Annotated in this window: 12 protein-coding genes; 5 read left to right on the top strand and 7 right to left on the bottom strand. The window is 57.7% G+C overall.

The window, feature by feature from the left end:
* Positions 1 to 277 precede the first annotated feature (277 nt).
* Positions 278 to 1,549 carry a citrate synthase gene (gene gltA / locus K787_RS0112215; protein ID WP_022963091.1) on the top strand — a complete coding sequence of 424 codons (1,272 nt, stop codon included), beginning with the start codon at positions 278 to 280 and terminating at the stop codon, positions 1,547 to 1,549.
* A 290-nt stretch (positions 1,550 to 1,839) separates the two neighbouring features.
* Here gltA and K787_RS24740 read toward each other — a convergent pair whose 3' ends face one another.
* Both K787_RS24740 and K787_RS0112210 read right to left on the bottom strand, forming a co-directional pair.
* A complete protein-coding gene (locus tag K787_RS24740; protein ID WP_084672060.1) occupies positions 1,840 to 2,100 on the bottom strand; it encodes a YkgJ family cysteine cluster protein in 261 nt (86 codons plus the stop codon).
* Positions 2,101 to 2,196: 96 nt separating this feature from the next.
* Positions 2,197 to 3,075, bottom strand: a complete 879-nt coding sequence (locus K787_RS0112210; RefSeq protein ID WP_022963090.1) for an NAD(P)-dependent oxidoreductase — start codon at positions 3,073 to 3,075, stop codon at positions 2,197 to 2,199.
* 310 nt (positions 3,076 to 3,385) lie between these two features.
* On the opposite strand from K787_RS0112210, the gene K787_RS0112205 reads away from it, so the two are divergent.
* The 3 genes from K787_RS0112205 (at position 3,386) to ppnP (ending at position 7,967) form a co-directional block, all read left to right on the top strand.
* Positions 3,386 to 4,459 carry an efflux RND transporter periplasmic adaptor subunit gene (locus K787_RS0112205; protein ID WP_022963089.1) on the top strand — a complete coding sequence of 358 codons (1,074 nt, stop codon included), beginning with the start codon at positions 3,386 to 3,388 and terminating at the stop codon, positions 4,457 to 4,459.
* A complete protein-coding gene (locus K787_RS0112200; protein ID WP_022963088.1) occupies positions 4,452 to 7,613 on the top strand; it encodes an efflux RND transporter permease subunit in 3,162 nt (1,053 codons plus the stop codon). Before K787_RS0112205 ends, K787_RS0112200 begins: the two co-directional genes overlap by 8 nt.
* Positions 7,614 to 7,685: 72 nt before the next feature.
* Complete coding sequence (gene ppnP / locus K787_RS0112195) at positions 7,686 to 7,967, top strand: pyrimidine/purine nucleoside phosphorylase (protein ID WP_022963087.1); 282 nt, start codon at positions 7,686 to 7,688, stop codon at positions 7,965 to 7,967.
* Between the two features lie 71 nt (positions 7,968 to 8,038).
* Here ppnP and K787_RS0112190 read toward each other — a convergent pair whose 3' ends face one another.
* On the bottom strand, positions 8,039 to 8,500 hold the full coding sequence (locus tag K787_RS0112190; RefSeq protein WP_022963086.1) for an acyl-CoA thioesterase: 462 nt from the start codon (positions 8,498 to 8,500) through the stop codon (positions 8,039 to 8,041).
* 149 nt (positions 8,501 to 8,649) lie between these two features.
* On the opposite strand from K787_RS0112190, the gene K787_RS0112185 reads away from it, so the two are divergent.
* The gene (locus tag K787_RS0112185; protein WP_022963085.1) at positions 8,650 to 10,902 is read left to right on the top strand and encodes an Orn/Lys/Arg family decarboxylase; all 2,253 of its coding nucleotides are present in this window, start codon (positions 8,650 to 8,652) and stop codon (positions 10,900 to 10,902) included.
* Positions 10,903 to 10,949: 47 nt separating this feature from the next.
* Here K787_RS0112185 and K787_RS0112180 read toward each other — a convergent pair whose 3' ends face one another.
* The 4 genes from K787_RS0112180 to betI form a co-directional block, all read right to left on the bottom strand.
* Complete coding sequence (locus K787_RS0112180; protein WP_022963084.1) at positions 10,950 to 12,167, bottom strand: choline transporter; 1,218 nt, start codon at positions 12,165 to 12,167, stop codon at positions 10,950 to 10,952.
* Between the two features lie 153 nt (positions 12,168 to 12,320).
* Positions 12,321 to 14,003, bottom strand: coding sequence for a choline dehydrogenase (betA, locus tag K787_RS0112175; protein ID WP_022963083.1), 1,683 nt, complete (start codon positions 14,001 to 14,003; stop codon positions 12,321 to 12,323).
* 13 nt (positions 14,004 to 14,016) lie between these two features.
* Entirely contained in the window at positions 14,017 to 15,480 is a 1,464-nt protein-coding gene (gene betB / locus K787_RS0112170; protein ID WP_022963082.1) for a betaine-aldehyde dehydrogenase, read from the bottom strand.
* A 7-nt stretch (positions 15,481 to 15,487) separates the two neighbouring features.
* Positions 15,488 to 16,096: a transcriptional regulator BetI gene (gene betI / locus K787_RS0112165; protein ID WP_022963081.1), complete on the bottom strand. Its 609-nt coding sequence runs from the start codon at positions 16,094 to 16,096 to the stop codon at positions 15,488 to 15,490.
* Between the last annotated feature and the right edge of the window lie 21 nt (positions 16,097 to 16,117).

Below are 16,117 nucleotides of genomic sequence, written 5' to 3'. Positions count from 1 at the left end.
CTTTCAGGCAGGCCGATATGCCACTTTGCCGGTCATGGAGTATAGAGACTTGACCCCCTGATTACAATGCAAGTAAGCCCTTGGAATGCCCTTGTTACAACCCTGCAGCCCACTCGGCAGACTTATCCAGGCTGCAAATAAAAGCTTTTTATCCCGACGATATCCATTCACTATGGGTACAATTGACAAACCGATTTATCACCTTATAGTGATGCGGGCCCTGCATTGGGGGCCCTTTTCGATTCCAGTTTCGATTCCAGCAGACAGGAGGCCATCAATGGCTGATAAGAAGGCGCAGTTGATCATCGAGGGGAACACCCCCATTGACCTGCCAATGTATTCAGGCACTCTTGGCCCGGATGTTATCGATGTGCGCGGCCTGACCGCTGAAGGCTTCTTCACCTTCGACCCCGGCTTTATGGCCACTTCTTCCTGCGAATCCAAGATTACCTACATCGATGGCGACAAGGGCGTGTTGTTGCACCGCGGCTATCCCATCGAGCAACTGGCAGAGAAGGCCGACTTTCTGGAAACCTGCTTCCTGCTGCTCAAGGGTGAACTACCCAGCGACAGCGAGAAGAAAGAGTTTGTCAGCACCATCAAGAACCACACTATGGTGCATGAGCAACTGAAGACCTTCTTCAACGGCTTTCGCCGCGACGCTCACCCGATGGCCATCATGTGTGGCGTTGTAGGCGCGCTGTCCGCGTTCTATCACGACTCGCTGGACATCAACGATGCGCACCATCGCGAAATCTCTGCCGTGCGCCTGATCGCCAAGATGCCGACGCTGGCGGCGATGGTGTACAAGTATTCCATGGGTCAGCCCATGATGTACCCGCGCAACGAACTAAGCTATTCCGAAAACTTCCTGCACATGATGTTCAATACACCCTGTGACGAGAAGAAGATTAACCCGGTGCTGGCCAAAGCCATGGATCGCATCTTCGTATTACATGCCGATCACGAACAGAACGCCTCGACTTCTACCGTGCGTCTGGCTGGTTCTTCCGGCGCCAACCCGTTTGCCTGTATCGCTGCGGGCATCGCGGCCCTGTGGGGCCCCGCACACGGTGGTGCCAACGAAGCGGTTCTAAGCATGCTTGATGAAATCGGCGATGTATCGAATATCGAGAAGTTCGTAGCCAAGGCCAAGGATAAGGACGATCCGTTCAAGTTGATGGGCTTCGGTCACCGCGTTTACAAGAATTTTGACCCGCGCGCCAAAGTCATGAAGCAGACCTGTGACGAAGTGCTGGCCGAGCTGGGCATCAATGACCCACAGCTGGAACTGGCAATGAAGCTGGAAGAAATCGCTCGCAACGACCCCTACTTCGTTGAGCGCAATCTCTATCCGAACGTCGATTTCTATTCCGGGATCATCCTCAAGGCCATCGGTATCCCGGCCTCGATGTTTACCGTCATTTTTGCCACCGGCCGTACGCCAGGCTGGATCGCACACTGGAATGAGATGATCAGCGGACCGTACAAGATTGGCCGCCCGCGCCAGCTCTACACTGGCTCGCCCAAGCGTGACTATCCGGGCTGATTTCCAGCCAATAAAAAACCCGCCTCGGCGGGTTTTTTATTGGCCTCTAACTGACAACCACAACGCCTACCCCGCCCATTTCTGCTCTGACTCACCCTCGTCATTTCCGCTAAAGCGGAATTCCGCTTTGACCTTGGCTCAGAGTCATCCAGTCAGCTATCAGGCGCACACTCCAGCGCTTTTAATCCACCAACGGATCCCCGCCTTCGCGAGGATGGCGATAACCTGGAACAATTTGACCGGATTAAGGCAGCGTCGCGCTTATATCGCTTGCAGCCCACTGAGGAGAATCATGCCGTCTGCGCTTCCCACCAACCGATAATCCGCAACGCGTCAGCGGCAGTAGCGCCGCACACGTCTTCAGCCGGATGAAACGCTGCACACACCCGGGGTCGATCCGGGGACAAGAAAATCGCGCAACGGGCCTGTGCATCCAGATGAATACAACGCACGCCGGCCGGCTTACCCTGTGGCATACCGGGAATCGGTGAGCTGATGGAGGGGGCTATGCAGCAGGCGCCGCAACCAGAGCGGCAAATAGTCAATGACATGAGCTTTGCCCTCCTGTGGACGCGACATGATCGAGGCGGCGTATTATCCACAGCAGAGCAACCCCTGTCGATCTGACAAACAGCCCCTGTAGGCGATTACTCCCTGCCCTTGCGCTCCAGCCGCGCAATCAGACTGGAGGTATCCCAGCGGTTGCCGCCCATAGCCTGGATATCCGCGTAAAACTGATCGACCAACGCTGTTACCGGCAGTTGCGCGCCGTTACGCCGCGCCTCATCAAGCACGATGCCCAGATCCTTGCGCATCCAGTCCACGGCAAAGCCGAACTCGAACTCGCCAGCCAACATGGTTTTGTGGCGGTTCTCCAACTGCCAGGATTGTGCCGCGCCCTTGCTGATCACCGACATCGCCGCCTCACCATCCAAACCGGCACTCTTGGCAAAATGCAAGGCCTCTGCCAACCCCTGCACCAGGCCGCCAATGCAGATCTGATTGACCATTTTGGTCAACTGACCCGAGCCCGCCGGCCCCATCAACTTGAGCATTTTAGCGTAGCAATTCATCACCGGCCGACTGAAGTCAAAGACCGATTCATCACCGCCGACCATGATCGTCAACTGGCCATTTTGCGCACCCGCCTGTCCACCTGAGACGGGCGCATCCAGGAAGCCCACACCCTTTTCCGCACAGAGCTGGAAAAGCTCGCGGGCAACGCCAGCGGAAGCCGTGGTGTGGTCAATAATCACCGCACCAGAGCGTATGCCCTGGAGCACTCCCTGCTCGCCGCTGACCACTTCACGCAAATCATCATCGTTGCCGACGCAGATCATCACCAGATCCTGATCAGCTGCCGCCTGCGCCGGCGTCGAACAGGCGCGCCCGCCAAACTGATCTACCCAGGCTTGCGCTCTAGACTGCGTCCGATTGTAGACAGTGACTTCATGATTGGCAGCGCGCAGATGGCCTGCCATTGGGTAACCCATCACTCCCAGACCAATAAAAGCCAGGTTTGCCATCAGTATTTCCTCTAGAAAAAGGAGACCGCATCAAGCGGCCTCGTCAGTATCGTCCGTCTGCGTATGGACATAATCGCCGGGCACATTAGCTATGCACAATACCCAGACCCAAACGGCATATTCTGTGGTCAAGCACAATAGCCTAAGCTGCTGCGTAGAGACTCAGACTGAAACCTTTTGCCAATATATATCAGGAATCGTTATCAACTTGGGCTGATTCTGTCATCTCTAACGAGTAGCATACAGCCAGCTAAACGATGTTAACCATGGCCAGCAAACCGCGCCCGCCAGGAAAGGAAAGCCCCTACGCATGTTGATGCCCAGACCCGTCTCATTCCGTAGTTTCCCGTGTCTGTTCATACTGGGTCTGTTCTTGCTTGCACTGCTCGCTGGTTGCCAGCAGGAGGCCCCGCCAGCATCAGCCGAGCGCCCCCCGACTCCGGTGGCCGCCTATGAAGTCAGCACGCGAGACCTGTCCCGGCCACTGCGTATTGCCGCAACAGTAGAACCGCGCACATTGATCAGTTTGGCTGCGCGTACCGCGGGCACCGTCCAGAGTGTAGCGGTCGAGGAAGGCGATCGGGTCAAAGCTGGCCAGCTTCTGGCGCAACTCGATGTCGCCGAAGCGGTAGCCGAACTGGCCCGCGCGCAGGCACAGATGGCTTCGGCAACCCTCGATTTTAATCGAGCCATCGAACTACGTAGGCGCGGCGTGGCTACCGAAATCGAATATCAAGCCGCCGATGTTGCCTTGCAGGTCACCCGCAGCCAACGCGAGTTGTGGCAGAGTCGGGTTGCTTACGGGCGGATAGAGGCACCGCAAGCCAGCATGGTCATTGCCCGTTATATCGAAACCGGAGAAGCGGTTGAAACGCAGAGCACCCTGTTTGAGCTAGCCGATATGGATCAGTTGGTATTGCGCCTCGGCGTCTCTGAGCTGGATGTTGTGCATTTGCAGCAGGGCCAGCTACTGCCCATCACCCTGGACGCATTGCCAGAGCTGCGCTTGGAAGGCATAGTGCGGCGCATCTTCCCCGCCGCGCTGGGCAGTAGCCGGCTGATAACGGTAGAAGTGCTGCTGCCGACCACCGCCTGGGACCAGGGCGTCAGGCCAGGCTTTCTGGCGCGCATTGACGCAGCCATCGATCCACGCCCGGATACCCTGGTCGTTCCCTCTGCAGCGCTGGGTAGCCAGGAAGGCGGATATTACCTATTCGTCATTGAGCACGATATCCTGGTACGCCGCACGGTAACCACCGGCATAAGCCGCAGCCGCTGGACCGAAATACTCAGCGGCGTGGAGCCCGGCGAACTGATTCTCGCCAGCAACCCGATCGACATGCTGGACGAGCAGAAAGTCCGCATTGTCATTCGCCATGACTGAGCGCCGACGTTTCGGCCTGACGTCTCTGGCCATCAGCCGTCCAGTAGGTACGCTGGCACTTTCTTCCGTGGTACTGGTTATCGGCCTGTATTTTCTCCAGCGCCTACCGATTGACCTGCTGCCGAGCATCGACTATCCGCAGATCCGCATCAGCGTCGAGTACCCCGGCGTGTCTGCCGAGGTCATCGAAGAGCAGGTAACCCGGGTACTGGAACGCAGTCTGGCGGCGACGGAAAACCTGACCAAAATCAGCAGCGAAGTCGAAGACAGTCAGACCGACGTTGACCTGACGTTCGAATTTGGCACTGACCTGGATCTGGCGCTACAGGACACCGCTCGCGGCCTGGAACAGGCGCGCGCGCTACTACCGAATATCGACCCACCCCGGGTACGGAAATTTGACCCCGGCCAACAGGCCGTATGGCAAGGTGGCTTCAGCTCTACCGTGCGCAGCGAGGCGGCGCTCAACGACTGGATTGAAAACACTCTGTCGCCACAGCTTATCGGCATCCCGGGGGTCTCCTCGGTAGAGGCCGCTGGTGGCATGGTCCGCGAGATAGAGGTCGTCGTTGACCAGCAGCGGCTGCTGTCCTACGGCATGGGCATGGACGATGTCAGCCGCACGTTGGCAGCGGAGAATCGCGACCTGCCAATTGGCCGGGTGACTTCCGAGACCTTTGATGTAGCTGCCAAGACCGAGGGACTGTTCACCTCGCTTGAACAGATTGAAAACCTGCTATTACCCCTGCCCCGTGAAGTGTCGCGCTACGGGCAGAATATCCGTCTTGCCGATGTTGCCGAGGTAATCGATGGGCATCGGCGTCAGCGCGTATTCGCACGCCTGAACGGCACGCCTGCGTCTCAGGTCTCCATCTACAAATTACCCGAAGCCAACACGGTGGCCGTTGCCGATGCGGTACGCGACACCTTGGACCGGTTGGTTCGCAATGGCTTCATACCCGCGGATATCAGTTACCGTCCAACCCAGGATCCGGCCTACTTCATTCGTGGTGCCCTTTCCAGCGTCAGCTCCGCAGCCCTGTTAGGCGGCACACTGGCAATGATTATGGTGCTGCTGTTTCTTGGCAGTCTGCGCAAGGGCTTTGTCATTGGCATCTCGATTCCGATCGCCATCATGGCCACTTTCAGCCTGATGGGCGTCAGCGGACTCACCCTGAACATTATCAGTCTGGGCGGGCTGGCTCTGGGCGTTGGCTTGCTGCTCGACAATGCCATTGTGATGCTGGAGAACATCTATCGGCATCGAGAAACCTTGGGCAAATCGCCCAAAGATGCAGCACGCGATGGCGCCAGCGAAGTGGTATCGGCTATCACCGCAGGGACGGTTACCAACCTGGCGGCAGTGGTACCCTTCCTGCTGGTCAGCGGTATTGCCGCGCTGGTGTTCCGCGAGATGATCCTGACCATTTCATTCGCCATCCTGGCAACACTTTTGGCTGGGTTGACGCTAGTACCGTCACTGGCCGCGCTAATGGGCCGCATCAGTTTCAACAGCGGGCTGGTCCGCAGCGCTCCGGTACGCTTGTTCAGCAGCGGCATAGCACGCCTGCGCAACGGTTATTCGCGCGTACTGCCCGGCGTGCTGCGCTGGCGTTGGGCCGTGATGGTCATTGCCAGCGTCTTGCTGGCGGGATCTGCCTGGCTATTCACGCAACTGGGTAGTGAGTTTCTGCCGCAACTGGACGATGGCGCGGTACAAATTCGCATCACCATGCCCGCCGGTACGCCACCGGAAGAAACCCAACGCGTTTCCCGCCAGATAGAACAGCTACTGATGGAGCGCGACTACGTCGATAACGTATTCACCTTGGCCGGGGGCGCTTTATGGGGTGGCGTCATCAGCGAACGTGCCGGATCCGGGATTTTCCAAATTCAGTTGGTGCCCGCCAGCGACCGCCCGGACATGCCTGCCGGTATCTGGATCAACCAGGCGCAAAAGGCCGTGCGCGACCTTGGCCTACCTGGTGTGCGCATCACTGCCCGCCCGCCGCAGATTCGCGGCCTGCGCTTTACCAGCGGTGGCAACGACCTGGCGATTGGCGTAACCGGTCCGGACCTGGGCGAATTGCAGCGCATTTCCGACGATATCAGCGAGCGCTTGCAAGGCATTCCCGGTCTGATCGGACTAGAAACCGGCGCCGAAGAGCAAACACCGCTGCTACGTCTGTTTGTCGATCGCCAGCGCGCGGCGCAATTCGGACTACGGGTGAGTGAAGTAGGCGAAGCGATTCGCCATGCGGTAGATGGCCAGGTCGCTACCCAGTACATCGACGGCAACCAGGAATATGACCTACGAGTGCGTTTGCCCTACAACAGCATTACCGATGCCGACGATCTCGGCAATTTGATGCTTTTCCGCGTTGATAACGAGCCAGTGCTGTTACGTGACGTCGCCACCCTAGAACTGGGTGAAGGCCCGGCAGTGATCTACCGTGAAAATCAGACCCGTATCATGCGCGTGATTGGCGATATCAATACCAGCATTTCCGACGTGGGTACGGTCATGATGGAGGTCGAGTCGCGACTGGCAGACCTTGATTTGCCTGAACGCTACAGCCTGCTCACCGGCGGACAATGGGAAACGATCAAGGAAACCAATCAGGAAATCACGCTGGTGGTACTGCTGTCGATCTTCCTGGTGTTTGTCGTGCTCGCCGTCCAATACGAACGCCTAAGCAACCCGCTGATCATCATAGCCGCCGCGCCCTTGTCGATGGTGGGCGTCAGCCTGACGCTCTGGGTTACTGGTACGCCCATATCCTCACCGGTGATGATTGGGCTCATCCTGTTGATTGGCATCGTCGTAAACAACGCCATTCTGCTGGTGGAATACATAGAACAAGGCCGCAAACAGGAGGGTTTGAGCGTTGTGGAAGCGGTCGCCAAAGCAGGCAGCGTGCGCCTCAGACCGATTCTGATGACCACCTTGACCACAGTCCTGGGCATGCTGCCCTTGGCGATAGGCATTGGTGAAGGTGCGGAAATCATGCGGCCACTGGCGCTGACCGTCGTCGGCGGGCTGATGTTCTCGATGCTGCTGACACTCTTTGTGGTGCCTTGCCTGTATATGATCATCAACGGCTTTGCCGAACGCGCCAGCGCTAAACTGACCGGCAAAAGCGCGCAGGTCTGATTTCGATTGCCGGTTTATAACCGGCTTAGGCATACTATGCGGCTCTCAATTACGCTCTCGAGGAGCCCGCAGATGTTCAAGATCAACGAGTATTTTGATGGCAAGGTCGCGTCAATCGGCTTTCAGCAGCCTGACGGCACCGCCACTGTGGGCGTGATGGCACCGGGTGAATATGAATTCGGCACCCATCAGCTGGAAATCATGCAGGTGATTACCGGCAAGCTTACCGTGCAGTTGCCCGGTGGCGACGACTGGGAAGACTATGCCGCCGGCAGCCAGTTCGTCGTGGCCGCGCATAGCAAGTTCAAGCTCAAGGTGGAGGAAGATACCGCCTACCTGTGCGAATACCGCTGAGCCCAGAGCAGGCGGCAGATTAATACCTGCCGCCATGCTGCCCGCTCAACTCCGTGTTTCAATCCCACGATTCAATCCCGTGTAATCTGTCCGGTCGCCACATCTTCCGACATACCCTTGGCATAGACTTCGATAAAGATTGGCGGCATACGCTTGGGTTTGCCGGTGGACACTTCGATGCAGACAAAGGTGGTGCGGGCGCGCAATAAGGTGGCGCCGTCCGACACGCGGCATAGCTGGAAGTGACGCGTCATCCGCAGCTTCTGGTCCCAACTGACAATCCAGGTCGCCATGACCAGTTGATCACCCTCGTAAGCCGCGCGCAGATAATCTATCTCATGGCGAAACACCGCCATGGCTCTGTCCAGCTTGCGGTACTCCTCCACGCCCAGTCCCAGTGAGCTGGAATGTTGCCAGGCGCACCGCTCTAACCAACCGACGTAAACGATATTATTCGCGTGCCCGAGCCCGTCGATGTCCTCGGGTTGTACGGTAATCTCCAGAGTATGCGGGTTGTCCAGATCCCATTTCACTGTCGCTAACTCCCATCCATATCGTTTTGTAAAGTACAAAGCATACCACTGCTCACCTAATTTCTGATCCGTCAGCCTCGATAGCAGATGGAGCAGCACGCTGATCTGTGGTGTAGTCTGCACACAGGCCTTCCAAGGAATCGGCGTTCATGTTCAAGCACCTGCACTTTCCCATTCTGGTCATCAATCCGCATATAGGCCGTCAGGATGTCGCTGGCAGTCAACTCGCAGAGCTGGCCAAGGCGTTAAAGCAAGAAGGCCTGGAAGTGTTGGCAACAGCCTCCATTGAAGAGGGCCGATTGATCGCTGAAGCGCACCGAGGCCTGTCCTGTATCCTCTTTAGCGTCGACCAGGAAGATGATCTGGAGCAGGTCAAAGCCCTGTTTCTGGCGGCCCACTGTCGCTCGCCGGAGTTGCCGATTATGGCGCTGACGACCCGCCAGAGCCTGGATAACGACAAACTCAGCGCGCTGCGCGAGCTGCACCAACTGCGCGGTATTATCTATCTATTCGAGGACACCCTGCCCTTTATTGCCGGGCAGATCGCACGTACCGCGCAGGCTTACCTTGGGCAGCTGTTACCGCCATTTTTCAAGGCGCTACTCGATTACACTGGCCGCGCCAGTTATTCCTGGCATTCGCCCGGGCATGGCGGCGGTGTGGCCTTTCGCAAGAGCCCGGTCGGCCGCGCCTTTCACGACTTTTTCGGCGAAAACACGCTGCGCTCCGACCTTTCGGTATCGGTTCCTGGCCTGGGCTCGCTGCTCGATCACAACGGCCCGATCGCAGAAGCGGAAGCCAATACCGCGCGCACCTTTGGCGCCGATCACAGCTTCTATGTGGTCAATGGCACCTCGACCGCCAACAAGATCATCTGGCACGCCTTTGTCAGCCGTGATGATGTGGTGCTGGTCGACCGCAACTGCCACAAGTCGATTTTGCATGCGATCATCATGACCGGGGCCATCCCGGTCTATCTGACTGGCTCACGCAACGATTACGGTATTATCGGGCCGATCAGCCTCGACGCCTTCGCGCCAGCCAACTTGCGCCAGAGGCTCGCCGAGCACCCACTGCTACAGGGGCGCGAAGCCAAGATCCGCCTGGCGGTGCTGACTAACTCGACCTACGACGGGCTCTGCTACAACGCCGAGCAGATCAAGGATGAGCTGGAAGACACCGTAGATATTCTGCATTTTGACGAGGCCTGGTACGGCTACGCGGCCTTTCATGAGTTCTACGCAGGCCGCCATGGCATGGGCAGCAAGCGCGGCTTTGAGCGCGCCAGGCATCCGCTGGTGTTTGCCACCCAGTCGCCGCACAAGGTTCTGGCGGCGCTCTCCCAAGCCTCGATCATCCTCGCCGAGAACAGCATTGACCAGCAGCTCGACCTGGAGCGCTTCAACGAAGCCTTCATGATGCATACCTCGACCTCTCCGCATTACGGCATTATCGCGTCGATCGACGTCGCCACTGGCATGATGGCCGGCGAGCCCGGCCGCTCGCTGGTGCAGGAAACCCTGGATGAAGCGCTCTCGTTCCGCCGCGCGATGCAGCAGACAGCCGCACGGCTGCATGAGGATCAATGGTGGTTCGACGTATGGGAACCTGAAGACGCACTGGATGCCGAGCAGGTGCAGGCCGCCGACTGGACCCTGGATAATCACCAGGACTGGCACGGCTTCGGCCCCATGGCCGATGACTATGCGCTGCTCGACCCGATCAAAGTGACCCTACTCACCCCCGGTGTCGAGGAACAGGGGCGCCTGGCCAAGAGCGGTATTCCCGCCGCAGTAGTCACGCGCTTTCTCGCCGAACGCGGGCTGGTGGTAGAGAAAACCGGGTTGTATTCGTTCCTGATTCTATTTTCCCTGGGCATCACCAAAGGCAAATGGAGCACGCTGGTCTCGGAGCTACAGGAATTCAAAAGGCTGTATGACGCCAATGCCCCGCTGGAAGCCACCCTGCCCGGCATTGCCGCCACCGGACATTATCGCGGCCTTGGTTTACAGGATATCTGCCAGCAACTGCATGCCTTTTACAAGGAGCAGCGCATGGTGCGCACGCTACGGCATATCTACACCGAGCTGCCGGAGATGGTTGTACGCCCGGCCGACGCCTACCAGCATATGGTTCGCGGCCAGGTGGAAATGGTTCCGCTCGAGCAGTTGGCCGGTCGAATCAGCGCGGTAATGCTAGTGCCCTACCCGCCCGGTATCCCGGTGATCATGCCGGGTGAACGCTTCCCTGCAGACGGTTCCGCGATTACCGACTTTCTGCAGATTGCCGGTCGTCAGGATCACTGTTTTCCGGGCTTCGAAAGCGACATCCATGGCCTGCGCAGCGTCCAGCAGGATGATGGCAGCCTGGTGTTCTGTGTGGATTGCCTTGACGCAGGTTAAGGGCTCAACGACACAATCAGGCTAGCGTACCGGTGTATTGAGCAGCCTCAGTGGCTGCGCTTGAGCTTGCCAAAGTCCAGCTGATTCTCCGGCGGCGAGCTGTTGATCGCCATCACCTCACGACGCTTGTTCTTGAGAATGTAAACGAAGCAGCCTAGATAAAGTGCTATCACCAGCGCGCCAACCCACTCGATCTGCAGGAAATCGAGCATGAACAAAACCGTCAGGCCACACATCAGCAGGAAGTTACCGACAAAATATTTGCCCTTACCAGCGCGTTCGGCGGTCAGGTTCAGGTTCTCACTGTAGAGACGAATCAGCGAATCCAGCGAGTTGACTACCATCAGGATACCCACACTGATCATGGCCAGATTAACCGCCGTACTGATCACCAGCTCCTCGGCATGGTAGTAGTAGAGCACCGAAAACCAGGTACCTATAGCGACCGAAGGAAATATCAGCATGGCGAGCATCAACTGCCAGGTACGCAGACCGCTGACAAAGCGCGCGGTAAACTGGCCAATCATGACACTCCAAGAGAACCACCAGAACAGGTAGAACGCATGGTAGTCGTTCAGCGGCAGCATAAACTCGTGCAGATTGGTGAAGTACTCACCGATCATACCAGCGGTGCCAAAGAAATCCCCCACAGTGCCGTCACCGAGCAGGAAGGCATCGGTCCACATGGTCGCGATCAGCAACATGAAGAGTACCGATGAACCCACGCTGAGAATGCGTACATACTTGATCTTGCTGCTCGAATACACCGCTGCGGCAATGGCTGCGATAACGATCATGTAGAAGACCGGCAGCACGGCTTCGCCGTCGCCCAGATCCGGTAGATACCAGGGCAGGTTGACCAAGAGTAAAAAAGCGGTAAAGGCGCAGGTCCCGATAATCACTGCGTTGTTGACGAACTTGACCGCTGGGATCTCGAAGAACTTGACGCGCGGCTCGATCATGCAGAAGTAAAAACAGGTGAGAAAATAGAAGCCCCAGATCAAGAAGCCCCAGAAGCCGAATTCGATGGCCAACGGATTGGCAAAATTGTACTCGGGGCTGGCAGCCAGATCGGCGTAGCCGGCGAACTCGGTCAGCGGAAACATGATCAATCCCACATCCAGACCCGAAGTAAACAGAATCGCCACAAAAGTCAGAACCGGGAGCGGTGTAACCCCGATACAGAGGGTATTCCACCATTTGCAAAGAACAAAAATGATGGCAGTGAAAGTGAACAGCAAGCCTATTGATAGCCAGAGTGTCATGGGGTTTCCTTTTCTGGTCCGACGGGTACAAACATCCGCAGATTCTCGGCTCAGGGCTTGAGTATCTGCCGCTTGCCGGCGCTTGTGCGCGGCATGCGGCAATAGTCAAAACCTGACAGTTTGCATGATGGGCAGGCTCAAGCTGCCCAGTACTCAGACAGGGGGGCGCGATGCCTCCCCTGCCCTTTGGCGAGTTCGCCATTGTTCATCCAACCTGACCTTCGCATCCGAAGGTGCCAGCGGCTCTATGCCCCTGATCAGGTCTGCTGCGCGCTCGGCAAGCATGATGGTCGGGGCATTGAGATTGCCATTGGGAATGACCGGAAACACCGAGGAATCCACCACGCGCAAGCCTCTGATGCCGTGCACCCGCGTCTGCGGATCGACCACGGCCAGCGCATCGGTGCCCATCTTGCAGGAGCACGATGGGTGATAGGCGCTCTCTGCTGCGCCACGGACAAAGGCATCGATCTGTTCATCGCTCTGCACCGCCAGCCCCGGCTGGATTTCCTCACCCCGGAAGGCGTCCATCGCCGGTTGACCGATGATCTCGCGCGACAGACGCACGCAATCGCGGAAACCTTCACGGTCGGCTTCATGCTGCAGGTAATTGAACAGAATCTCCGGAGCCTGACGCGGATCGCTCGAACGCACGTGCACATGGCCGCGACTCAATGGCTTGTTATGCCCGACATGCAGCTGAAAGCCGTCACCATCGAAGGCTTCGCGGCCATCGTAGCGCATGGCTGCAGGCAGGAAGTGATACTGGATATCCGGCCACTCGACACCCGCCTTGGAACGAATAAAGCCGCAGGACTCAAAATGGTTGGTAGCACCCAGACCGTCTTTGCGCAGCAACCAGCGCACGCCGATCTGCAACTTGCTCCACCAATCAAGCTTGCGATTAAGCGAGACCGGCTGCTTGCAGCGAAACTGAAAATAGAACTCCAAATGGTCCTGCAGATTCTCGCCGACGCCAGGCAGATCGTGTACCAGCGCGATTCCAGCTTGCTCCAACACTTGGGGCTTGCCAATGCCCGAGAGCTGCAGCAAGTGCGGCGAACCAATCGAGCCGGCCGCCAGAATCACCTCGCGCGATGCCGCCACACTGCAGCGCTGGCCGTTCTTCTCGTACTCCACGCCAGTGGCAGTCTTGCCTTCAAGCAGTACCTTGTGCACCAGTGCGCCGGTGACCACGGTCAGATTGGCTCGCTGCATGGCCGGTCGCAGATAGGCATTGGCGGTGGAACAGCGGCGGCCATTACGCACCGTCATATGCATCGGTCCGAAGCCTTCCTGCTGCTCACCGTTGTAATCCTGAGTAGCGGCATACCCGGCTTCGACGCCGGCATCGACAAACGTCTGATACAGCGGGTTCTGCATCTGGTTGCCATTGTTGACGCCCAACGGCCCCTGATCACCGCGATAGGTATCGCCGCCAAAGGCCCAGGTTTCTGCCTTGCGAAAATACGGCAGACAATCGCGATAGCTCCAGCCCTCGGCGCCAGCTTGCTGCCACTGGTCGAAGTCGCGTGCGTGGCCACGCACGTAAACCATCCCATTGATCGAGGACGAACCACCGAGCACCTTGCCACGTGGGCAATGCATACGCCGCCCGTTCAGGTAAGGCTCGGGCTCGGTTTCGAACTGCCAGTTGTACTTGTGCGTATTCATCGGGATCGACAGCGCAGTGGGCATCTGGATAAAGATGCTCTTGTCACTGCCACCGGTCTCCAGCAACAGCACGCGGTGCTTACCGTCCTCGGTCAATCTGGCGGCGAGCACGCAACCCGCCGAGCCAGCACCAACAATGATGTAATCGAAATTCTTTTGCATAATCTGCTCCCCGTTAAAACGGGCTGTCCAGATCCTGCATGCCGACATAGACAGACTTGATCTGGGTGTAATGATCCAGCGTAACGCGACCGTTCTCACGGCCGATGCCGGACAGTTTGTAGCCACCGACCGGCATTTCCGCAGGCGAAGCACCGTAGGCGTTTATCCAGCAGATACCCGCCTGAATCTGATGAATAACCCGGTGCGCACGGCGAATGTCGCGGGTGAAGACGCCAGCAGCCAGGCCGGTTTCGGTAGCGTTGGCGCGGCGGATCACGTCTTCTTCATCGCGGAAGGTCAGTACTGACATAACTGGCCCGAAGATCTCTTCACGGCAGATAGTCATGTCGTCGGTGCAGTCGGTAAAGATCGTCGGCTCGACGAAAAAGCCGTCCGCCGCGCCGGCCGGCTGGGCACTGCGGCCGCCGCACGCCAACGTTGCACCCTCGGCAATACCTTTCTCGATATAACCGAGCACCAACTGCCGATGTTGCTGGGAAATCAGCGCGCCGAAGTTGGTTTCAGGGTCCATCGGATCGCCGATACGGATATTGTTCCTGGTGCGTTCAAGCAGTTGTTCCATAAACGCCGGATAAATAGCCTCATGCACAAAGACCCGCGTGCCGTTGGTGCAGATCTCGCCCTGGGTGTAGAAGTTGCCCAGCATCGCTGCCGACACAGCGTTGTTGATATCCGCATCCTCGAACACGATCAGCGGCGACTTGCCACCCAGCTCCATGGTTACGTCCTTGAGCGTGGTAGCGGCCGCGCCCATAACTTTCTTGCCCGTCCCCACCTCACCGGTGAACGACACCTTGGCGATATCTGCATGGTGCGTCAGCCAGGCGCCGACGCGGCCATCGCCCTGCACCACATTGAACACGCCAGCGGGTACGCCTGCTTCGTGATAGATCTCGGCCAGCTTGAGTGCGCCCAGCGGTGTTTCTTCCGAAGGTTTGAATATCATGCTGTTGCCACAAGCCAGCGCTGGAGCAGACTTCCAACAGGCGATCTGCAACGGGTAGTTCCAGGCACCAATACCAGCGCAGATACCCAGCGGTTCACGCCGGGTATAGTAAAAATCGCCGCCCAGATCCTGCTGATTACCCTCAATAGACGGTGCCAGTCCAGCGAAGAACTCGATCGCATCGGCGCCAGTGACCACATCAACTGCGACCGCTTCCTGCCAAGGCTTGCCGGTATCCTGCACCTCGATCGCCGCGAGTTGATCATTACGTTCACGTAGCAGGGCCACAGCACGCAGCAGTATGCGGCTGCGCTGGATACCACTCATGGCTGACCATTCAGCAAAGCCGCGGGCGGCACTTTCGATTGCAGCCTGCTGGATCGATTCGTCCGCCACTTCCATCTGGTAAATGACCTGACCGGTACCCGGATTGACCACAGAGAAGCTTTCTCCGCTGCTGTTGGCGAGGTATCGACCGTCGACGAAGTTCTGGTAGCGTGGTAATAGCATTGATTGGTTAAACCTCATTAGTTGGTTTTTCTGTGTGCTTTAATACGTCCAGCACGAAGCACTTGCATAGCGCTTCGCCGGTAGCAAAACTCTGCTGTGGATCAGGCCCCAGCGCGCTGCGCAGCCAGAACCCATCGATCATCGCCGCACTTTGCCGGGCTGCGTTCGTCGCCGCCTCAGGCGGCAGCAACTGGGCAAAGGAATAACGCAGGTTGCTGTACAGCCGTGCACTATTGATCTGTTGCAGCCGTCTGAAGCCAGGCTCGTGCATCGACCGAGCCCAGAAGCTCAGCCAGGTCCGGCTGGCCAGGTCCGAGCGCTGAAACTCAGTAAAATTCGCTTCAACGATGCACTCCAACCGCTGCCGCGGTGAGCCATCGGTGGCCTTGATGCGCTCACCAAAATCCTTGCCTAACTGCTCAAGCAAATAGCGTAACGCAGCCTCGATCAGCCCCTGCTTACCACCGAAATAATGGCTGATAATCCCCGAAGACATACCCGCACGGCGGCTGATGGAGATGATGGTGGTGTTCTGCAGCCCCAGCTCGGCAATTGATTCGAGCGTCGCCTGTATGAGCTGCTGCTTGCGTGTGTCTTTGATTCCGATCTTGGGCATATTTTTTCTTAATTGAACGTT

The organism is Halopseudomonas pelagia CL-AP6 (genome assembly GCF_000410875.1).
GTDB classification, from domain to species: Bacteria; Pseudomonadota; Gammaproteobacteria; order Pseudomonadales; family Pseudomonadaceae; genus Halopseudomonas; species Halopseudomonas pelagia.
This window is presented reverse-complemented; position numbering and strand designations above follow the sequence as displayed.